The 19,204-nt window shown below is 61.0% G+C and carries 17 protein-coding genes and 1 pseudogene; 5 read left to right on the top strand and 13 right to left on the bottom strand.

Features of this window, described 5'->3' with window-relative positions; all coding sequences use genetic code 11:
• Positions 1-36 precede the first annotated feature (36 nt).
• Positions 37-2,592 carry a fimbria/pilus outer membrane usher protein gene (locus tag ABLX76_RS20085; protein WP_049013863.1) on the top strand — a complete coding sequence of 852 codons (2,556 nt, stop codon included), beginning with the start codon at positions 37-39 and terminating at the stop codon, positions 2,590-2,592.
• 7 nt (positions 2,593-2,599) lie between these two features.
• The gene (locus tag ABLX76_RS20080) at positions 2,600-3,694 is read left to right on the top strand and encodes a fimbrial protein (RefSeq protein WP_065883397.1); all 1,095 of its coding nucleotides are present in this window, start codon (positions 2,600-2,602) and stop codon (positions 3,692-3,694) included.
• Here the strand turns inward: ABLX76_RS20080 and ABLX76_RS20075 are convergent.
• Together ABLX76_RS20075 and ABLX76_RS20070 are read right to left on the bottom strand one after the other, a co-directional pair.
• The gene (locus ABLX76_RS20075) at positions 3,691-4,380 is read right to left on the bottom strand and encodes a molecular chaperone (protein WP_065883394.1); all 690 of its coding nucleotides are present in this window, start codon (positions 4,378-4,380) and stop codon (positions 3,691-3,693) included. The two genes, ABLX76_RS20080 and ABLX76_RS20075, sit on opposite strands and share 4 nt — an antisense overlap.
• Before the next feature lie 36 nt (positions 4,381-4,416).
• The gene (locus ABLX76_RS20070) at positions 4,417-4,968 is read right to left on the bottom strand and encodes a fimbrial protein (RefSeq protein WP_065883392.1); all 552 of its coding nucleotides are present in this window, start codon (positions 4,966-4,968) and stop codon (positions 4,417-4,419) included.
• A 464-nt stretch (positions 4,969-5,432) separates the two neighbouring features.
• Between ABLX76_RS20070 and ABLX76_RS20065 the strand changes: the two are divergent.
• Positions 5,433-6,285 (top strand): annotated as a pseudogene (locus ABLX76_RS20065) (transporter substrate-binding domain-containing protein).
• Between the two features lie 54 nt (positions 6,286-6,339).
• Here ABLX76_RS20065 and ABLX76_RS20060 read toward each other — a convergent pair.
• The 9 genes from ABLX76_RS20060 to speB all read right to left on the bottom strand — a co-directional run bounded on the left by ABLX76_RS20060 (position 6,340) and on the right by speB (position 14,901).
• Positions 6,340-6,960 carry a hypothetical protein gene (locus ABLX76_RS20060; RefSeq protein WP_023290731.1) on the bottom strand — a complete coding sequence of 207 codons (621 nt, stop codon included), beginning with the start codon at positions 6,958-6,960 and terminating at the stop codon, positions 6,340-6,342.
• A 156-nt stretch (positions 6,961-7,116) separates the two neighbouring features.
• On the bottom strand, positions 7,117-7,911 hold the full coding sequence (locus ABLX76_RS20055) for an SDR family NAD(P)-dependent oxidoreductase (protein WP_048335058.1): 795 nt from the start codon (positions 7,909-7,911) through the stop codon (positions 7,117-7,119).
• A gap of 60 nt (positions 7,912-7,971) precedes the next feature.
• Entirely contained in the window at positions 7,972-8,904 is a 933-nt protein-coding gene (locus ABLX76_RS20050; RefSeq protein ID WP_044524446.1) for a glyoxylate/hydroxypyruvate reductase A, read from the bottom strand.
• Between the two features lie 5 nt (positions 8,905-8,909).
• Complete coding sequence (locus ABLX76_RS20045; RefSeq protein WP_032453783.1) at positions 8,910-9,638, bottom strand: class II aldolase/adducin family protein; 729 nt, start codon at positions 9,636-9,638, stop codon at positions 8,910-8,912.
• Positions 9,639-11,159, bottom strand: coding sequence for an amino acid ABC transporter permease/ATP-binding protein (locus tag ABLX76_RS20040; RefSeq protein WP_048335055.1), 1,521 nt, complete (start codon positions 11,157-11,159; stop codon positions 9,639-9,641).
• A gap of 30 nt (positions 11,160-11,189) precedes the next feature.
• Entirely contained in the window at positions 11,190-11,993 is an 804-nt protein-coding gene (locus tag ABLX76_RS20035; protein ID WP_348875159.1) for an ABC transporter substrate-binding protein, read from the bottom strand.
• 19 nt (positions 11,994-12,012) lie between these two features.
• Positions 12,013-13,080 carry a 2-oxoglutarate and iron-dependent oxygenase domain-containing protein gene (locus ABLX76_RS20030; protein ID WP_023290725.1) on the bottom strand — a complete coding sequence of 356 codons (1,068 nt, stop codon included), beginning with the start codon at positions 13,078-13,080 and terminating at the stop codon, positions 12,013-12,015.
• Complete coding sequence (locus ABLX76_RS20025; protein WP_023290724.1) at positions 13,077-13,940, bottom strand: TIM barrel protein; 864 nt, start codon at positions 13,938-13,940, stop codon at positions 13,077-13,079. The genes ABLX76_RS20030 and ABLX76_RS20025 overlap by 4 nt, the downstream gene beginning before the upstream one ends.
• A 10-nt stretch (positions 13,941-13,950) precedes the next feature.
• The gene (gene speB / locus ABLX76_RS20020) at positions 13,951-14,901 is read right to left on the bottom strand and encodes an agmatinase (RefSeq protein WP_004145693.1); all 951 of its coding nucleotides are present in this window, start codon (positions 14,899-14,901) and stop codon (positions 13,951-13,953) included.
• Positions 14,902-15,016: 115 nt separating this feature from the next.
• On the opposite strand from speB, the gene ABLX76_RS20015 reads away from it, so the two are divergent.
• The gene (locus tag ABLX76_RS20015) at positions 15,017-15,928 is read left to right on the top strand and encodes a LysR family transcriptional regulator (RefSeq protein ID WP_002914199.1); all 912 of its coding nucleotides are present in this window, start codon (positions 15,017-15,019) and stop codon (positions 15,926-15,928) included.
• Between the two features lie 194 nt (positions 15,929-16,122).
• On the opposite strand, the gene ABLX76_RS20010 is transcribed toward ABLX76_RS20015, so the two are convergent.
• Positions 16,123-16,746 (bottom strand): hypothetical protein, encoded by a 624-nt coding sequence (locus ABLX76_RS20010; RefSeq protein WP_348875144.1) that lies wholly within the window; start codon positions 16,744-16,746, stop codon positions 16,123-16,125.
• Positions 16,747-16,949: 203 nt separating this feature from the next.
• The gene (locus ABLX76_RS20005; RefSeq protein WP_241515775.1) at positions 16,950-18,071 is read right to left on the bottom strand and encodes an FAD-dependent oxidoreductase; all 1,122 of its coding nucleotides are present in this window, start codon (positions 18,069-18,071) and stop codon (positions 16,950-16,952) included.
• A gap of 185 nt (positions 18,072-18,256) precedes the next feature.
• Here ABLX76_RS20005 and ABLX76_RS20000 point away from each other — a divergent pair, with 185 nt between their 5' ends.
• On the top strand, positions 18,257-19,156 hold the full coding sequence (locus tag ABLX76_RS20000) for a LysR family transcriptional regulator (RefSeq protein WP_348875142.1): 900 nt from the start codon (positions 18,257-18,259) through the stop codon (positions 19,154-19,156).
• Positions 19,157-19,204 lie beyond the last annotated feature (48 nt).

The following is a 19,204-nucleotide window of genomic DNA, read 5'->3' as shown; positions in this document are numbered from 1 at the left end:
TTCCCCTTTGTGATGAGCTTACCGGACGGCGCCAGCATGAAAAGAATAACAACAGCCAGGGTGCGGGAGTATGCCGCGTTGCCCGTCACCGCCGGACGGGCGCTGGCGCTGGCGACGCTGCCGACGATGATGTGCTGTCTCAGCCCGCTGAGCCGGGCGCTGGCCGACGACTATTTTGATCCGGCGGCGCTGGAGTTTGCCGACCCGCAGCAGCAAACCTCCGATCTGCACTACTTCGCCAAACCCGGCGGGCAGCAGCCGGGGACTTATCCTGTCACCGTGGTGGTTAACGACCAGGAGCTGGGCCAGGCCAATATCACCTTTGTTGACGATGGCGGGCAGCTGCAGCCGGTGCTGACGCCCGGGCAGCTGGCGGATTATGGGGTCAACGTCAGCGCGTTTCCGGCTTTTCAAACGCTGCATGAAGGTGAGACCTTCACCCGGATCGAGAAATTTATTCCCGACGCCAGCAGCCGCTTCACCTTCGCTAACCAGCGCCTGACGCTGAGCATTCCCCAGGCGGCGATGAACGTGCAAAGCCGCGGCTATGTCGATCCCTCGCGCTGGGACGATGGCGTGCCGGCCGCGTTTGTCGATTACTATTTTTCCGGCGCGCAGATAAAGAATGCCGATGAAGGGGAGAGCAGCCGCTCAAACTATCTCAATTTACGCAGCGGCGTGAACCTGGGCGCCTGGCGGCTGCGCAATATCTCCTCAATGCAGTACGACCAGCAGCGCCGGCACTGGGATTCACAAAGCACCTGGCTGCAGCGCGACGTCCGCTCGCTGAAGAGCCTGCTGCGGATCGGCGATACTTACACCACCGGCGATGTGTTTGACAGCATCCCGTTTCGCGGCGTCCAGCTGATGTCTGACGATGAGATGCTCCCGGACAGCCAGCGCGGCTTTGCCCCTACCATCCGCGGCGTGGCGCACAGCAATGCCAAAGTGACCGTCTCCCAGCACGGGTATGTGATCTACGAAACCTTCGTGTCGCCGGGGGCGTTCGCCATCAGCGATCTTTATCCCACCTCGCAGAGCGGCGATCTGGAGGTGAAGGTGACCGAAAGCAATGGTTCGGTGCGTACCTTTACCCAGCCCTATTCCGCCGTGCCGTACATGCTGCGCGAAGGGCGCGGCAAATTCAGCCTCAGCGCCGGTCGCTACCACTCCGGGGCGGATTCGGTGCGCTCGCCGGAATTCCTGCAGGGCACCCTGTTCTATGGTCTGTCGGCGGGATTTACCCTCTACGGCGGCACGCAGCTGGCCCAGGACTATCAGTCGTGGGCGCTGGGTCTGGGCCGCGGCTTTGGCGAGTTCGGTTCGCTGGGAGGCGACGTCACCCAGGCCGTCACCCGTACCCCGTCGGGCAAGCGCTATGCGGGCCATTCGCTGCGCGCTCAGTATCAGAAAGATTTCGTCAGCTCGGGCACCACGTTCAGCCTCGCCAGCTATCGCTACTCCTCCAGCGGCTATTACGATTTTGCCGAAGCCAGCGCCCTCGAAAGCGCGCAGGGGCAGGTGGACAACCGGCGCCGCCGGGAGGAAGTGTCAGTGTCACAACGCCTCGGCGGTCTGGGCAGTCTGGCGGTTTCCGCCTGGTCGCAGGAATACTGGCACCGGCAGAGTCGGGATGAGACGGTGCATCTCGGGTTCTACAGCGCCTGGAAAGGGATCTCCTGGGGCGTGGGCTATTACTACACTCGCGCCAGCGGCCAGCAAAAAAATGACCGCTCCTGGTCTTTCAATATCAATATTCCGCTGGGCGGTCCGCTGTCCGACAGCGCGGTGAGCTACAACACTACCTCGGACAGCAATGGCTATACCTCGCAGCAGGTGTCGCTGTATGGCGCGGTGCCGACGCGGCCGAATCTGTTCTACTCGGTTCAGCAGGGCTACGGCAACCAGGGGCGGGGGACCAACAGCAGCGTCGCCCTGGACTACCACGGCGGCTTCGGCAACGCGCAGCTCGGCTATCGCCATGACGCCGCCAGTAATCAGCTGACCTGGGGAGGCGCCGGCTCGGTGGTCGCGCATCCGCACGGCGTGACCTTCGGTCAGACGGTGGGCGAGAGCTTCGCCATCGTCCGCGCGCCGGGGGCTGCCGGCGTGGCGGTGCAAAACGGCAACAATGTGCACACCGACTGGCGCGGTTATGCCGTGGTGCCGTCTCTGACCACCTACCGGAAAAATGTCATTACCCTCGACACGGAGTCGATGGCGGATGATACCGACGTCGACCAGCAGGGTCAGACGGTGATCCCCGGCGGCGGCGCGGTGGTGATGGCCAACTACCGGACCCGCATAGGCAACCGGGTGCTATTTACCCTGCGCAACGCGCAGGGGCCGTTACCCTTTGGCGCCAGCGCACGGTTGGTCGGGACGGAGGAGAGCGGCAATGCGCCGGGCGGCATGGTAGCCGACGGCGGTCAGGTGTACCTCAGCGGCGTGCCGCAGGAGGGAACCCTGGCGGTGAGCTGGGTCGTCAATAACCAGTCGCAGAGTTGCACGATGCATTTTCATCTTGCGGATAACCCACAGCAGAGTCTGAATACGGTGAAAACCGTCTCCGGGCTGTGCCAGTCACGCTGAGGCGGCTATGAAATCTGTTTTTCGTCTACTTCCTTTTCTCTTTTTGCTGGCGCTGAGCGGCTATCTTCCCGGCGCGCGGGCTGAAAACTGCCGCGCGAATATCGGCCAGACCACCGTCAATATTCCCAATATCAAGTATTTGCCCACGCTGCCGGTCAATACCCAGATGACCAGCGCGATGGCGGATAACGGCAGCGGGATCCCCTTTTCCTGCGACCTGCAGCTGCCGACGGCGAGCGCCAAACGCATTGTCTACAAACAACTGAAAACCGGCGGCTCGCCTGTGGTGATTAACGGACAGCACGTCTACCCCAGCGCCATCGACGGCATCGGCTACTCGCTTAGCTTCCAGTGCGCCGGCGGCCCGATGCGCGCTATCGACGGCAGCCACTCCGCTGGCGGCGAGTCGGTGGTGGTCTGCGACAGCACGATGCTCCCGGCGCTCATGACGCAGCAGCAGACGACGGTCAGGATCGCGGTAACCTTCTATAAGACCGGTACGGTACAGCTGGCTGACGGGACGCATACCAACTCGCCGCCGCTGCCGCAGGTGGGGGAGGTGACCATTGAACAGCAGGCCAACGGGAACGCCGGCTTTGTCGCCAGCGCGCCGGTCAGCATTGATATCGCCGCCCTGAACGTGGACATTGGCAGCAGCGGCAGCTGCCAGGTGGCGACCTCAACGATCCAGGTCAGTCTGGGCACGGTAAACCGGGCGGAGTTTCACGGTAAAGGGAGCACCGGCGGCCAGGCGAAGCGCTTTTCGATCCCGGTGTTCTGTCCGACGCCGACCGATGTGCGCATCGGCTTTTTCGGCGTCAGCGTGGAGAGTGATACCCTGGCGCTAAGCAAGGCCAGCAACAGCGCCAGCGGCGTCGGCGTGAAGCTGACCTACGGCAATAACCCCGGCGCGGCAGTGTCCGATGGCACCAGCGTTAAAATCAATGAGGCCAGCAACTTGCCGATCCTGAAAAGGGTAACCGGCAGTAACGCCGGCACGGCTGAGGCCATTAATTTTAACGCCCAGTATGTGCAAACTGACGCCACGGTGACGGCGGGCACAGCCGACAGCATGGTGACCTTCGCCCTCGAGTATAACTAGCGTGGGGCCGGAGCATAGGCCGCCTGAAGGGGGATCGCCACCACCGCGCCGTCATCGTCGATATAGTTCAGCTTGTACAGGCGAGCGCTGTCGGTCGTTGACACGGTATAGCTGCTGTACGGCCGGAGCATCACGTTTCTCATTGGCGAAATGTGGCCTTTATTATCGATCAGCGCCCCGTTGACCAGGGTGATATGCAGTGGGCCTGAGTTAGTCAAGCGCAGGTTATTGCCGCTCTGCTGCCACTGCAGCTTTTGCACCTCTCTGGCGAGGGTGGTGGCGATGGCAGGAGGACGATAAAACAGCTTCAGGCGGGTGCGGACGATAAACTGCAGCGTATGGTTACCGTCTGACGGCGGCGGATTCTCCTGAATATTGACCCAGTACAGGCTTTCCCGATCGGCGGGGAGCCCGCCGCCGTGATAGATAAAGCGCAGCTGGGCGCTTTGCTGGGGGGATAAATAGACCAGCGGCGGGGTCGCCACCATCGGCAGGTCGACGCGCGACCTGTTGAGCCCGGCGTCCAGCCAGATCTGCACTTTATAAGGTGTGCGGCTGCGGTTATGAATGTTCAGGGTGGCGGCTTTGTCTTTTCCTGAGTAGACCACCCGCGTGGCATCGATGGAGATCCCGGCGCAGGCCTGAAAGGTCATGGCGCTAAACAGAACAGCCAGCTGTATTTTCATCTTCGCTCCCTTTGCGTCTCATCCCTGACCGGGAAGCTATTCTTGCATAATGGTGAACCGGGCCGTTGCGTTGCCATCGCCGGGGAGTACGTGGGCTTTATCCCAGGTATAATAGAAGGCTTTCAGCCTGAAGGTGCCGGAGCCGCCGTCCACCGGGATCTCGATGCGGGGATCGTGCTGCGGGTCGAGGTGTGCATCAAGGCCGAGCGGCGTCCCCGTACGGTCGGTGAGCAGAATACCCACGCTACCGGCCGGCTTACCGCTATCGTTGAGGGCCAGCACATGATTTTCAGGCGTGGCGGTGGGAGAGGGGCCATCCACCACAATGTAGTAGGTGCCTTTCTCGCAATCTTTGACGCGAATATCGACGCCGACCGCTGGCCCGGTACCCGACTGGCTATTTTTCAGTCTCGACAGCGGAATATTGCCCATGCTGATGTCGATGGCTCCGTTATTGCCCGCCCCTTCGAGTTTGCAGGCGCCGTTCACGACCCTGCCGATGAAATTTAGCGTACCGTCTGCCGCGTAAACCGGGCCGACGGCCAGTCCGACGAAGAGCATCGCCAGACCCAGCATGGTTATTTTCATTTTCATTCCTCCTGTCGTGCCGGTAAACCTGGCGCCAGGGTCATTATTTTACGGGTCAGATACGGCACAAAATGATTTTAATCGGGCATGTTTTTTATTAATTCATTTATTTGGCAAATATATTGTCGCCTGGAATTAATATATGCTTGTTATTTATTACCTGCGTTTTCCGGGATAGTACTGTGGAGGAATGCTGGAGTAAATAAGACGGTAGTTATCGGTGTCTGAACGCGAAATATCGTGCATTTAAATAAATTATCCATTAATTCAATTGGTTACTTCTCTCTTGCTGCTGTTTTTTGTGCTTAATTCGGCACGATGTCAGTCTGGAAAATACGATCGCTGGCGTAAAGCTACGCCCGGCGGATGAGAAATCATTCACCGGGCGATAGCCCTGTTTCGTTGTCAGATTTGCGATCGGCAACCCGATCGTCGGGTTGTATGTCCCGATGTTTAAAAATAGGATGAATTCCCTGTTACGCGCTGCGGATGATGTTGACTGAGAAGCGGCCGGCCACCCCGGCGCGAAAACCCGATAACAATAAGGATGGCGAGATGAAACTGACGGTGGGGCTGGCGCTGACGCTGGCGATAATGACCTGCGGCGCCCAGGCGCGCGATATGCAAACCATTGAGCGCAGCGGTGAACTGAAGGTCGGCGTGCCGGGCGACTACGCCCCGCTGGCGTTTCGCAATACCGCCGGCGAGCTGCAGGGCTATGACGTGGACATGGCCCGCGATCTCGGGCGCACGCTGGGGCTGAAGGTGAGCTTCGTCTACACCAGCTGGCCGGCGCTCGCCGCCGATCTGCAGGCGGACAAGTTTGATATTGCGATGGGCGGCGTGACGCAGACCCCGGCGCGGGCGAAGGACTTCGCCCTCAGCCACCCGGTGGTGGCGAACGGTAAAATCGCCTTAGCCAACTGTCAGGCCGCCCCCCGGCTTGGATCGCTGGCGAAGATAGACCGTCCGGAGGTGAAGGTGGTCGTCAACCCTGGCGGCACCAACCAGAGCTTTGTCGATGAGCATATTAAGCAGGCGCAGATCATTCGCGTGAAGAACAACGTCGATAACCTGGAGGCGCTGCGGCAGAAAACGGCCGATATGATGGTGACCGATCTGATCGAAGGCGACTATTACCAGAGCAAAGAGCCCGGCGTGTTCTGCGTCGCCAACGAGACGCCGTTCGCCGGCACCGCCAGCGACAAGGTGTATATGATGAGTAAAGATAATCCGGCGCTGCTGGAGAAAGTGAACCAGTGGCTGGATAGCCAGGATAAAGAGGTTCTCAAACGGAAGTGGAAAATTCGCGGTTAAGCGCTGATGCACCCACCGCCGACGGGCGCGTCCGGCGGTGGTTGTCGGCCGCGGTCAGCGCTGCGGCGACAGCGTCTGTCGCGCCAGGTCGCGGAAGTAGCAGGCGTAGCCGAGGGTGGCGGTCAGGCACAGCATATAGCCAAACGACTCGCTGCCTTCCTCCACCGTATTTTTCACCACCCGTGCGTAGTTCTCATCCAGCACGGCGTACCACAGGCCGTGCATACCGAACAGCCGCGAGAAGACCAGAATCGCCAGCAGGCCGCTGATCATCATCCCGTAATACGGGGTGCGGGTATAATCCGCCAGCTGCGACAGGGTCTGGCGCAAATGGCGCAGCGGCATCAGCAGGGACCCTGCGGTAGCCAGCAGGGCAAACCACACCCAGCTGCCATGGGAGAGTAAATCAAACAGGCCATCCAGTTCGCGGATCAGCATGGCGAGGAAGAAGCCGCCGATGAGGATATTGCTATAGCGCAGGTGGGCATATTTGCGCGCCAGCAGAAGATGAACCAGCACGATGACGGCCAGCACGCTCTCCTGAACCACTTCGGTGAGCGACACCTCCGGGATGTCGTTGCCAAATACCCGAATATCCACCCACAGGCAGAGTACCGCGATGGCGGCCGCGACCGCCGCGCCGAGAAAGAAAAGCAAGCTTCGTAACAGAGACATTAACACCACAACTTATTTTTAAAACAAATATCATAAGTTTTGGGAATACATGTTCCTGTTCACTTTGTGCGACTTTGCGGCTGTTTTTTAACGTTTTGCGCTTTTTAGCGCCGGGAAAGACGACAGGGGAGGGGGACTCCCCTGAATGAGAGGACGTCAGAGAATATCATCCACCACGCCGCCGTCAACGCGCAGCGCGGCGCCGGAGGTGGCCGACGCCTGCGGCGAGCAGACGTAAACCACCATATTGGCGACCTCTTCCACCGAGGCCGCCCGCTGGATCACCGAACTCGGACGATGGGTCATGACAAACGCTTTCGCCAGTTCCTCCAGCGACTGGCCGGTTTTCGCCACTTCGTCTTTCAGCATTTCGGCAAAGCCGTCGGAAATCGTCGGCCCCGGCAGCACGCTGTTAACGGTCACTCCGCTGCCGGCGACATATTTCGCCAGGCCGCGGGCCAGCGACAGCTGGGCGGTCTTGGTGACGCCATAGTGGATCATGTCCGCCGGGATATTGCGCGCCGATTCCGAGGAGATAAACACCACCCGCCCCCAGCCTTTACTGACCATCGCCGGCAGCAGCCCTCGCGACAGGCGCACGCCGGACATGACGTTGGTCTGCCAGTAGTTTTCCCAGGTCGCGTCATCGGTGGCGTAAAAATCCTGCGGGCCGTAGATCCCGGCGTTATTGACCAGAATATCGACGCCGGTCACGGCCTGCAGCAGCTGTGCCGCGCCGTCAGCGCCGCTGAGGTCGGCGACGGCGGGGCGCGCTTTCGCCCCCGGCACCTCATTTTGCAAGCGGGCGATCGCGGCGTTCACACTCTGCTCGCTGCGCCCGTTAAGGATGATCTCTGCGCCGCTCTCCGCCAGGCCTTTGGCGATAGCAAAGCCAATACCCGCCGTGGAGGCGGTGACCAGCGCGACTTTCCCCGATAAATCAATCTTCATGTTCCTGCCTTCTGGTTGTGGATCTCCCATTAAGCGTAGCAGCGGCGGTATCGGTGAGGATCAGTAACCGGCGTGCTTATTGACCAGGTTTTTGAGCGGCAGCCCGCGACGCTGGCGCTGAATGTTCTCCAGCAGCTGGCGGGCGATGACCTCGGCGGGGGCCGCAGAGGCCATATGCGGGGTGATCACCACCTGCGGATGGCGCCACAGCGGATCGTCCGCCGGCAATGGCTCCTGCGGGAAGACGTCGAGCACCGCTCCGGCGAGCTGGCCGCTCTCCAGCGCCGCCAGCACATCCTCATTGACCATATGCTCTCCACGCCCGCAGTTGATTAACACCGCCCCGGCGGGAAGCCGGCTGAAGAGCGGCGCGGCGAGAATACCCCGGGTCTGCGCGGTGAGCGGCAGGAGGTTAATCAGCCCGTCAAGCGACCCGAGGAAGCTGTCGAGCGCCTCCTCGCCGCGGTAGCAGGTGACGCCAGCCAGCTGCTTCTCACTGCGCGACCAGCCGGAGACCCGATAGCCAAGGCGGGCCAGCTGGTCGGCGATATAGCCGCCAATTTCGCCGAGGCCCATAATGCCGATATGGAAGTCGGCGGCGGCGCGCTGGGGATAGAGCTTCCAGGTTTGGGTCCGCTGGTGGGCCAGCGCCCGGTCAAAATAACGCTGGAACCACAGCACGCCCCACAGGGCATATTCGAACATGCCGTGACGAAAGTCCTCATCGATCACCCGGCACAGCGGGATATCGCTGGCGAACAGCGCGGGCGGCAGATGATCGACCCCGGCGGACGCGGCCTGGATCAGCTTCAGCCCCGGCGAGCGGGTCAACAGCTGCGGGCTAGGGAACCAGCAGCTGGCGTACTGCGCGTCGCGCGCCGCCTGGTGATGGGGCAGGAGCGCGGTGACGTCGGGAAACTGCTGCAGGGCGGCGCAGATATCGCGGGCGAAATCCGCGTCGTTACAATCCACCACGATAGTGATATCGGACATAGGCGTTAGTCTTTGTAAGAAGTATCGAGACGGTCAAGACGGCGCAACCACGCCTGCCAGACCTGTTGACGTTCATGCTCCACGCCCATCAGCTGCTCGCAGGCGTGCTGGCTGAGGTGCGGGGCGATGGTGTGGATCGGGCTGAGGGCCGCCAGCTGGGCGGCGGCCATCTGGATCTCGCAGGCACGATTGAGGTAGAACATGATGTAAAAGGCGTCAGCCACGGTACGGCCCACCGACAGCAGGCCGTGGCTCTGCAGGATCATGGCGATATTATTCCCCAGCGAGCGCTGAATGCGCGCCCGTTCGTCGAGGTCAAAGGCCACCCCTTCATAGGGGTGGTAGCCGACGCGCTGGTAAAACTCAGTGCTGATCTGGTTGAGCTGCAGCAGGCCGTCCTCGCAGGCGGCCACCGCCATCCCCGGCAGGGTGTGGGTGTGGATCACGCAGTGGGCGTCTTCCCGGGCCATATGCACCGCGCTGTGGATGGTGAAGCCCGCCGAGTTAGCCGGCGCCTCGCCCTCTACGACCTTGCCCTGCATATCCACCACGATCAGATTGCTGGCGGTGACCTCATCAAACATCATGCCGAAGGGATTAATTAAAAAGCGCGGCTCGCCGTCGCCGGGCAGGCGCACGGAGAAGTGGGTGTAGAGGGTATCCTCCCAGCCGAACAGCGCCGCCAGACGGTAGGCGGCGGCCAGCTGCTGGCGCAGGTGTTGCTCAGTTGCCATTTAGTGCACTCCCATAAATTCACGGATTCGTTGCAGAGAAGGGGCCTCCAGCGGGCTGCGGATCACCTGCGGGGCGATGTCGGCCTGCACCACGCCGTTCTCCATCAGCACCACGCGGTCGGAAATCGACAGGGCGAAGTCCATCTCGTGGGTGACAATCAGCATGGTCATACCTTCGCGGGCCAGCGACTGAATAACCTTCAGCACCTCGCCCACCAGCTCGGGATCCAGCGCCGAGGTCGGTTCGTCAAACAGCATGATGTCCGGCTTCAGCGCCAGCGCCCGGGCGATCGCCACGCGCTGCTGCTGGCCGCCGGAGAGCTGTCCGGGGTACTTGTGGGCATGGGCCAGCAGACCGACGCGATCGAGCAGCGCCAGGGCCTGCTCGCGGGCGACCGGTTGATCCAGCAGCTGGTGGTAGCGCGGGGCCAGCATCACGTTGTCGAGCACCGTGCGGTGGGGGAACAGGTTGAAGCTCTGGAAGACCATGCCGATGCGCCGCACCCCGGCGCGCATCTGGCGCTTATCGACGATGGCTCCGCCTTTCAGATAGTCCTCGCCGTAGAGAATGATCTCCCCGCCATCAATGCTTTCGAGGGCGTTGATGGTGCGGATCAGGGTTGTTTTGCCGGAGCCGGACGGGCCGATGATGCTGATCACCTCCCCGTTATCTACCTGCAGGTCGATGCCTTTCAGCACCTCATGCTGGCCCCAGGATTTGCGGATGCCCCGCAGATCCAGCGCCGGCGGCGCGCCGTTGACGGCCGGGGTGTTGATCGCTTCCGTCAGCGCCGGCAGGCTCTGGCGCAGCGCCTGGCATTCCGCCTCGCTGAGCGTTTGCGGACGCTTGCGCTGAATATCGAGGCTATTCTCCAGCGCCCGGAACAGCCAGGTGAAGACGGTAACCACCATGACGTAGTACACCGCCACCGCCAGCAGCGTCTCCATCACAAGGAAATTTTGCGCATACAAGCGCTGGCCGGTGAGCAGCAGCTCGGGTAAGGAGACCACCGATAAAATCGAGCTCAGCTTAATGATGGTGATGTATTCATTGATCAGCGTCGGCAACGAGATGCGAAACGCCTGAGGAATAACAATCAGCCGCTGGATGCCGATAAAGCTGAAGCTCAGCGCATGGCCCGCCTCGCTTTGCCCTTTGGCCACCGACAACAGCCCGCCGCGGTGGATCTCCGCCATATAGGCCGCTTCGGTGACGGTCATCGACACCAGCCCGGCGATAAACGGCACCCCGAGCAGCGGCTGGGTCAGCGGAAACAGCTGCGGCAGGTTGTAGACAAACACCAGCAGCACCATCAGCGGCACGCTGCGGAAAAACCAGATATAGAGTTCGACGGGGATCTTGATCCAGCGCGGCGCCGAGAGCTTCGCGCAGGCTAGCAGAAAACCGACCACCAGGCCGATCCCCCAGGACAAGGTGCTGATTACGATAACCGTCACGCACGCCTGCCAGAATGCCCCAATGCTAAATAATGAAAAAAAGTATCCCCAATCGAACGCCATACTGACTCCTGTTGCGCAGTGCTTATTGTCTTAATCGATGCTTTCTAAGTTGTATTTTTTGATCAGCGCGGCATATTTGCCGTTGGCTTTGAGCGTGGCGAGGGTGGCCTTGATCGCCTCCGCCAGCTCGGTGTTGCCTTTGGCGACATAGATCCCCAGCGGCAGCGGGTAGACGAGGCGCGTCGAGCTTATCCCCAGGCGACCGCGGCTCTTATCGACGATAATCTGCGCCGCCGGGGCTATCTCAAGCTGGGCGTCGATGTTCTTCGACAGCAGCGCCTGGGAGGCTTCCGGCGCCGTCGGGAACTCCTGAATAGTGATGGCCGGTTTGCTGTTTTTCAGGCACCACTCATCGGAGTGTTTTTTCAGGCTGGTCACCCAGGTGGTGCCTGCCTGCAGGCCGACCTTCACGCCGCACAGCTCATCTTCGGTTTTCGGCTGCACCGCGCCGCCCTTCAGGGCAATGATCGACGCGCCGGAGAGGGCGTAAGGGATGGCGTCGGCCTGCTTCTGGCGCTCCGGCGTCACGTACATCCCGGAGATCACCGCATCATATTTCTTGCCGATGCCGAGGATCAGACTGGTGAACTTGGTGTCGATCAGCTGCGGTTTGGCCTGCAGATGCTCGGCAATCAGCGTCGCGAACTCCGGGTCGAGACCGACGATATTGTTATTGCTGTCATAGGACTCAAACGGCGGGTAGGTGACCTCCATCCCCACCTTAAAGACGCCCTCGGTCAGCAGTTCCGCCGCCTGGGTGACAGAGGAGAAACAGGCGCTGACGGCGAGGGTAAGCGCGACGCGGCGCGAGATTTTTTTCAGGGTGCTAGTCATCATGGATCCTCACGGGTGGTTAGGGTTTTTTTTGCTGTGCCTGTTTTTTCAGATGGCCAAAGGTATGGGTGCCGCGCGCGCGCGCCGGCAGCTGGAGCTCGCCGCGATTGACCTTCTCGCGCAGATAGCGATAGGTTTGCAGCGCCTGGCTCCACATATGCTCGCCGATGCTCAGCTCCTGATATTCGCTGGCTTCGCCGGCGGCGAGAAAGGTCGGCAGCGGGCGGATCAGCGTGTGGTAATCGCAGGCGAAAAACAGCGGGAAGGAGTACCGCTCCTGCGGCACTTTGCGCACCCGGTGGGCTGTAGCAACAAATGTGCCAGCGCTGAGCACTTCCAGCATGTCGCCGATATTGATCACGAACGCCTCTTCTCCGGCGGCGTTCGTGACGGGAGGCGCGTCGATCCACACGCTTTCTTCATTGAGGACTTCAAGCCCGGGCTGGTCGGCGAGCAGCAGGGTGAAGCACTCATAGTCGGTGTGTGCACCAATTCCGGGAACATCTTCGACGCTGGCGTCGAACGGGTAATGGATGAGCCGTAGCTTGGCCGGCGGGCAGGTCACCATCGGTTTGAAATACCCTTCCGGCAGACCGAGCGCGAGGGCGAAAGCGTCGAACAGGCGGTGGCCGAGGGCGAAGACCGCGTCGTAGTAGGCCAGCACCCGCGCGCGGAAATCCGGCAGGTCGGGCCACTCGTTGGCGCCGATCAGCGGCGTACCGGCGAGCACCAGCGGATGGTCGTCTGCCGCCTGGAAGCCAATATCGAAGGCCTCTTTATGGTCCGGCTTGCCGGCGCCGTAGATCTCTTCTCCTTCCGGGACGTAGCCCTTATGGCTTTTGGAGCGGCCGATGTAATAGTTCATCTTCTCCGCCATCGGCAGGGCGAAGATCTGCTTCGCCGCCTCGCGGACGCCGGCGATCAGCGCCGGGTCGATGCCGTGGCCGGTGATGTAGAAAAAGCCCACCTCGCGCGCCGCGCGGCCGATGGCGTCGGCCACCGCCTGGCGCCTGGCGAGATCGTCGCCGGCCAGATCGCGGATATCGATGGTCGGGAGTTCAGTAAAAGCGTGCTTCACGGCGGTCATGGCTGCGGTTCCTGTTCAGTGAGCGTTAAAAACTGCTGAAAGTGGGCCTGCTGGCGCGCGGCCATCCAGGCGTTGAGCGACCATAGGTCGGCCACCGGAACGTTGGTGAACGGCAGATGGTGCAGATAGCCGTCGGCGCCAAACTCCGGCGTCAGGGTGGTCTGCGGGTAGCCGCGCCGGCGCTGCGAATGCCAGATTTGCTCCCACAAGCGCTCGGCAAAGGCCAGCGCCGGCTGATACTCCGGCGCCGCCGGGTGCGGCACCTGCGGCCCCTGGTCGTAGCCCACCCGGGCCTGCACGTGATGCACGCGGTCGATAAAGGCGCTGAAGTCATCGCAGGGGTCATCCAGCAGGCGCTCGCTGACCACCACCCAGTGGCTGATGTCGGCGGTAAAGCGCAGCTGGGGGAGCTGCTGAATGATCTCCAGGGTGAGCCACGGGCTGTACAGCGAGGTGGCGCGATGGGTTTCAAAGCTGCAGGTCAACCCAAACCCGGCGGCCAGCTCGTGCGCCTTGCCGAGAAAATCGACCTGCTGCGCCAGCGGCCAGCGATCGTTGCCCGCCAGCAGATTGACAAAGCGCGGGTTGAGGCCGCTGGCCTCGGCGAAGCGGATCCGCAGGCGCGCCAGATGCTGCTCCGGCGTTTCATGCTGAGCGGGGAGCACCCCGCCGCCGCTGAAGAGAATGGCGATATACTCCAGCCCCGACGCCTGCAGGCGGTCGGCGAGCTGCCGCCGCTCCTCCGCCGTTAACGGGACGCGGGCTTCGATACCGCAGCAGCCGACGCGCTGCAGTTCATCCAGCGTTTGCGGCCAGGGGGTCGTCACTCCCCAGAGGGTGCGAAAGCATTTCAGCTCCATGGCGGCTTCCTCAGGCGTACTTCACGCCGGGCAGGACGCAGAGCATCTCGTACAGCAGGTTGGCCGCCAGCTGGGAGGTATTACCGCTCACGTCATAGGGGGGCGAGACTTCAACCAGATCGGCGCCAATCAGGTTCAGGCCGCGGCAGCCGCGGACGATCTCCAGCGCCTGAATGGAGGTCAGGCCGCCGACTTCCGGCGTCCCGGTTCCCGGGGCCCAGATAGGATCGAGGCTGTCGATATCAAAGCTGAGATACACCGGCCCGTCGCCCATCTGCTGGCGGACTTCGGCCATCAGCGGCGCCAGGGAGGTATGCCAGCACTGCTCCGCCTGCACCAGGCGAAAGCCCTGGTCGACGCCCCACTGAAAGTCCCCGGCGGCATAGCCCTGGGCGCGCTGGCCAATCTGCACCACCCGTTTGAGGTCGAGCAATCCCTCCTCAACGGCGCGGCGGAAGGTGGTGCCGTGGGCGATTTTCTCACCGAACATCTCATCATTGGTGTCGGTATGGGCGTCGACGTGGATGAGCCCCACAGGCCCATGTTTTTTGGTCAGCGCCCGCAGGATGGGCAGGGTAATGGTGTGGTCCCCGCCGAGGGTGAGGGGGATCAGCGGATAACTATTCAAACCGGTGTAGTAATCTTCAATAATTTGCACCGATTTGAGCAAACTGTAGGTATTGATCGGCACATCGCCGATGTCGGCTACCGACAGCGAGTCGAACGGCGCGGCGCCGGTCGCCATATTGTACGGACGGATCATCACCGATTCGGCGCGAATATAGCGCGGTCCGTAGCGCGTGCCTGAGCGCTGCGAGGTGCCGATATCCAGCGGAATGCCGACAAATGCCGCATCAAGTCCCTGTAAATCTTCGATAAACGGCAGGCGCATCATCGTGGCGCGGCCGGCGAAGCGTGGCATCTCATTGCCACCCTGCGGTTGGTGAAAGAGGTTATCCATGTCTGCTCCTGAATCTGACGGATGAAACGTAACAGGAGAGATAGTGCGCAACCCGCGCTGGACTTTACATCGTCTGGCGTAAATACTCAGTTCATTTATTGGTGAACTAAATACGATGCATCACGACGCCAGCCTCAATATTCGCCAGCTGCAGGTTTTCGAGGCGGTGGCCCGCCTGGAGAGCTACAGCCGGGCCCAGCAGGAGCTGGGCATTTCGGTCTCCGCCATTAGCAATGCGATGTCGCAACTGGAGGGGCAGCTCGGCTTCACCCTCTGTCAGCGTGGGCGCGGCGGCTTTTCCTTAACGGAAAAAGGACAGCAGTTTTTACAGCAGGCGATCCGCGTGCTGAGCGAACTCAATGAGCTGGAGCGGCAGTCGGCCCTGCTCAAAGGGGAGCACAGCGGCACCCTGTGCATTTCGACGCTCGACTCCATCGAGACCGAAACGGCGCTCTCGCTGCCGGTGGTCTTGCGCAGCTTCAGCGACAAATTTCCCCATGTGCATATCAAACTGATTATTCGCACCCCGGCGGAGCAACTGAACGGGGTGCTGAACAACCATATCGACCTGGCCATCGGCAGCTACAACTCGCAGGTGCATAACATCATCAGCGAGCCACTGTATCGCGAGCAGCACTGGCTCTATTGCAGCGATCTGCACCCGATGTTCTTCAGCCGCCAGCTCGATAAAGAGCAGATCAGCCAGTGTCCGCTGGTGACCCGCAGCTACTGGAACACCAGCGATCTCCGCCGTCGGGGCTTCAGCAAAGGCAGCGCCACCGTTGAGACCGTCGACGCCCAGCTGCTGCTGATTCTTTCGGGGAAATATATTGGCTATTTGCCGGAGCATTACGCCTGGCCGTGGATCAAAGAGAACCGCCTGCGGGTGCTGTTGCCCAACGAGTTTGGCTTTCAGTCGCCGTTCTCGGCCATCTGTAAGCGCGGGCGCAGTAATGAACCCTATCTGAAAGCGTTCCGCGATCTGCTGAAGAAAAACACGGTGGCGCGGCCGAAGTGGAATTATTAAGCGGGGCGGGCGCTTCCCTCCGCCGTGGTGGCGGGTTCGCGCTCAGCGCGCGGTCCGGCGGGGGCGGTTTACCTGTTCAAAAAACGAACGGCGGCCGGTAGCCCGCTTGTGCTGGGGCTGCCGGGCAACTGCCTCCAGGTTATCCACAGGGTTAGGGGCCGCTGATGTGGACAGGTCGCCGGGCGGTGGGCGGGTTAGCGATTCGCTTTGATGGTTTTTTCCGCGATCGAGAGGGTGGAGAGTTTATGCAGGCAGATCAGCGCCAGACAAACCCCGCAGGCGAACAGATAACTTGCCATACAGAATTTTTGCAGACGGGATAAATGATTAATCCGCTCAATCACCGCCGGGCTGGCCAGGCCTTCATACAGGAAAGGCAGAGCCGTTAAGAAGCCGCCAATAAAATAGAGCGCCAGACTGATGACTTCGACGCATTTGCGATAGAGCCAGAAGCGATAGCCCCGCTTTTTCCATTTGAATATGCGTTTCTCATCATTGACCGAAATCAGATGCTGGCATTTACTGTAGTTATCAATATCGCTGACCGGATTTTTGCATTTCAACAGTATTTTTCGTTGTTCCATGGTCAGGTTTTTATCTTTGGTCAGCGCGGCGATACCATATTCGTACGCTATCCGTTGCAGATCGGGGGCGTCGCTGTTTTTATGCAGCGCCGCGGCGAACTCACTGATGTTTTTGCGCGAGGTGAATATTTTATCTTTAGGGAATACCCAGCCAGAACGCACGGCAAAAATTTGAATAATCAGCGGGATAATAGCGATAGCATATTTTAAGATCTCAGTCGGAATAATATTCATCTCCGTATTTTCCTTATCCATGATAAAGGCGGGCTGAAATATACCTTAGCCATCATGATGGAGGGGTGTCAAATATCACGAGGCACGCCGGTATATTTTCCATGGCGAAAGGTGAGCGTCTGGTGAAAGAGGGGAGAGGGCGGTCGTGTCGACTAATGAACAAGAGAATACTCCGCCGGCCTGGCCGGCGGAGGGGGCGTCGTTTATATCGGTCTCGCCGTCAGGGTCATCATATCGCCGATCGCCCGCTGACGGTCAAAATGGCGATCGCGGTGGATCTCGCTCTCGCCCACCTGCAGCGAGGCGGCCCAGATCTGCTGACAGCGCGGCCGACGGCGGGCGTCAAAATGCGCCAGCGCGGCTGCGACGCTGTCGGTCTGCTGCAGCGCTTCGCGCAGCACGATGGCATCCTCAATCGCCATGCCCGCCCCCTGACCGAGGTGCGGGGTGGTAGCGTGAACCGCGTCGCCCACCAGTACGACTCGTCCCTGATACCAGGGATCGTCGACGAACAGCTCCTCCAGCGGCTTATAGACGACCTCGTCGTTGTTAACGATATGCTCCCGCAGGCTCCCCGGTAACCCCGCGCCGGGCGGCAGACGGCGGCGCATCTCCGCCGCCAGCTGGTCGCGGGCGTAGCGGGGGTTATCCGCTTCGTGGGAGGTGATAAACAGATACATCAGATCTTCCCCCAGCGGCACCAGCCCGCAGTTGCAGCTCTCGCCCATAAAGCACATCAGATGGTCCACCTCCGGCGGACGCGGAAAGTTGTAGCGCCAAACGCCCTGACCGGTAAAGCGGGGACGATAGCGCTCGCCATACAGCATGCCGCGCACCCGGGAGTAGATCCCGTCGGCGCCTACCAGCAGATCGTAGCGCCCCTGGCCGCCGCGGCTGAAGCTCACCTCCACGGCATCGTCAACCTGACGGATGGCGTCAATACTCTCGCCAGTGGTCAGTCGGACCCCCAGCTCCCGGGCGGTGGAACAGAGGACGTTGTGCAGGGCCAGGCGGGAGATGCCGACGTTGGCCGGGAACTGTTCACCCGCCAGCCGCTGGCCGGGAAAGCTGGCCAGCTGGTGGCCGCTCAGGGTGTGCACTGAGACGCTGTCAAACGGCCAGGCGGCGTCCAGATAGCGTTCCAGCACCCCAAGCCGCTGCATTTCCCGCACGACATTGTTCTGCTGAATGATACCGACGCCGTAGACCCGCCACTGCGGCTGGATCTCCACCACGTCGACGGCGACGCCGGCCTGGCGGAGGGCGATGGCGGTACACAGACCGCCGATGCCGCCGCCAACGATTAATACGTTATGGATGTTCATCGTAGCTGTTTTCTCCAGGGTACAGAGTAGAGGACGTTAACCAGGCCAGCGGCGCGCTGACTAATCGCGATAAAGAATGATCGCTATCGCAAAAAACGATATCGCCGTGGAAATTGAAAACAAAAAGTTGCAGAAAAGTTAAATTAAGCCACAGGATAAGCACGCCATTTCTCGCCGGGGGACCCATGCGTTACCAACATCTTGATCTGAACTTACTGGTGGCACTGGATGTGTTACTCGATGAACAGAACATCACCCGCGCCGCGGGCCGGTTGCATATGACCCAGTCTGCCACCAGCGGGGTGCTCAACCGGCTACGCACCTACTTTGAGGACGATCTGCTCACCCAGGTGGGCAGAAAGATGCGGCCCACGCCGCTGGCGGAAGAGCTGCGGGAGCCGGTCCGCGACGTGCTGATGAAAATTCAGACCTCCATTGCCCGCCGGCCGGTGGATGAGCCGGCAACCAGTAAGCGCCATTTCCGCATTATGGCCTCGGATTACGTTATCAACGTGATGCTGAAGGATGCGCTGCAGGCAGTACACCTGCAGGCGCCGAATATGACCTTTGAGTTTTACTCGCCGGACGCCCAGTCCACCGGCATGCTCAACCGCGGCGAGCTGGATATCATCGTGGCGCCGGAGCGTTTTATGGCCGCCGACCATCCCGCCGAAGCGCTGTTTGACGAAGAGTTTGTCTGCCTGGCCTGGGCGGACAATCCCCACACCGGCGAGGCGCTGACCCTTGAAGCCTGGCAACAGCTGGGGCACGTGTCGGTGGTCTTTGGCCGCGAGCGGCAGCCGGGGCTGGAGGGCAATCTGTTTGCCGAGTCGGGGCTGAGCCGCCGTATCGAGGTGGTGACCCACAGCTACCACTGCGTTCCGCAGCTGCTGATCGGCACCTCGCGGATCGCCACGCTGCACCGGCGGCTGGCGGAGCAGTACGCGGCGATGCTGCCGCTGCGTCTTTTCCCGGTCCCGGTGACGCTGCCGGTCATGCGCGAATTTATCGGCTGGCACCGCTCGCTGGATAACGATCCTATCTTCGGCTGGCTGAAAGCGAAAATCGTCGCCAGCGCACGCTAACCCACTGGTATTGCTCCCGTCGATACCTGACATCCTGAGACATGATTG

Source organism: Klebsiella sp. JB_Kp004 (assembly GCF_040065795.1).
Taxonomy (GTDB): domain Bacteria; phylum Pseudomonadota; class Gammaproteobacteria; order Enterobacterales; family Enterobacteriaceae; genus Klebsiella; species Klebsiella quasipneumoniae.
Note: the sequence above shows the minus strand (reverse complement) of the source record. Positions and strands in the feature narration are given on the sequence as shown.

Bases quoted from the DNA above. Each gene is read 5' to 3' on its own strand.
- ABLX76_RS20050 (WP_044524446.1), bottom strand. From the start codon at position 8,904: ATGTCCGATATCACTATCGTGGTGGATTGTAACGACGCGGATTTCGCC.
- ABLX76_RS20060 (WP_023290731.1), bottom strand. From the start codon at position 6,960: ATGTCTCTGTTACGAAGCTTGCTTTTCTTTCTCGGCGCGGCGGTCGCG.
- ABLX76_RS20070 (WP_065883392.1), bottom strand. From the start codon at position 4,968: ATGAAAATAACCATGCTGGGTCTGGCGATGCTCTTCGTCGGACTGGCC.
- ABLX76_RS20075 (WP_065883394.1), bottom strand. From the start codon at position 4,380: ATGAAAATACAGCTGGCTGTTCTGTTTAGCGCCATGACCTTTCAGGCC.
- ABLX76_RS20015 (WP_002914199.1), top strand. From the start codon at position 15,017: ATGCATCACGACGCCAGCCTCAATATTCGCCAGCTGCAGGTTTTCGAG.
- ABLX76_RS20045 (WP_032453783.1), bottom strand. From the start codon at position 9,638: ATGGCAACTGAGCAACACCTGCGCCAGCAGCTGGCCGCCGCCTACCGT.
- ABLX76_RS20005 (WP_241515775.1), bottom strand. From the start codon at position 18,071: ATGAACATCCATAACGTATTAATCGTTGGCGGCGGCATCGGCGGTCTG.
- ABLX76_RS20040 (WP_048335055.1), bottom strand. From the start codon at position 11,159: ATGGCGTTCGATTGGGGATACTTTTTTTCATTATTTAGCATTGGGGCA.
- ABLX76_RS20000 (WP_348875142.1), top strand. From the start codon at position 18,257: ATGCGTTACCAACATCTTGATCTGAACTTACTGGTGGCACTGGATGTG.
- ABLX76_RS20080 (WP_065883397.1), top strand. From the start codon at position 2,600: ATGAAATCTGTTTTTCGTCTACTTCCTTTTCTCTTTTTGCTGGCGCTG.
- ABLX76_RS20035 (WP_348875159.1), bottom strand. From the start codon at position 11,993: ATGACTAGCACCCTGAAAAAAATCTCGCGCCGCGTCGCGCTTACCCTC.
- ABLX76_RS20055 (WP_048335058.1), bottom strand. From the start codon at position 7,911: ATGAAGATTGATTTATCGGGGAAAGTCGCGCTGGTCACCGCCTCCACG.
- ABLX76_RS20010 (WP_348875144.1), bottom strand. From the start codon at position 16,746: ATGAATATTATTCCGACTGAGATCTTAAAATATGCTATCGCTATTATC.
- ABLX76_RS20085 (WP_049013863.1), top strand. From the start codon at position 37: ATGAAAAGAATAACAACAGCCAGGGTGCGGGAGTATGCCGCGTTGCCC.
- ABLX76_RS20030 (WP_023290725.1), bottom strand. From the start codon at position 13,080: ATGACCGCCGTGAAGCACGCTTTTACTGAACTCCCGACCATCGATATC.
- ABLX76_RS20025 (WP_023290724.1), bottom strand. From the start codon at position 13,940: ATGGAGCTGAAATGCTTTCGCACCCTCTGGGGAGTGACGACCCCCTGG.
- speB (WP_004145693.1), bottom strand. From the start codon at position 14,901: ATGGATAACCTCTTTCACCAACCGCAGGGTGGCAATGAGATGCCACGC.